Below are 260 nucleotides of genomic sequence, written 5' to 3'. Positions count from 1 at the left end.
GACGAAACCCGCACGCTGACCCAGATCGCCGCGGACGTGCTCACCGACGTCCTGATCGGCGGCGTCACCCCGGACGGGATCGGAGCCGGGGTGGCCGCGCAGGTCAACGTGACCGTTCCCGTCCTGACCCTGCTGGGCAAAAGCGAGGAACCCGGGTACCTGGCCGGGTACGGACCCATCGACCCGGACACCGCCAGGCGTCTGGCGGCGGGGGCGCCGAGCTTCACCCGGCTGCTCACCCACCCGGAAACCGGGGTCGT

1 pseudogene is annotated in these 260 nt (G+C 71.9%); it reads left to right on the top strand.

The window, feature by feature from the left end:
• A pseudogene (locus tag QN350_RS19855) lies at nt 1–260 on the top strand (HNH endonuclease); the annotation flags it as partial.

Source organism: Cryobacterium sp. 10I5, assembly GCF_035019865.1.
GTDB lineage: Bacteria > Actinomycetota > Actinomycetes > Actinomycetales > Microbacteriaceae > Cryobacterium > Cryobacterium breve_A.
Note: the sequence above shows the minus strand (reverse complement) of the source record. Positions and strands in the feature narration are given on the sequence as shown.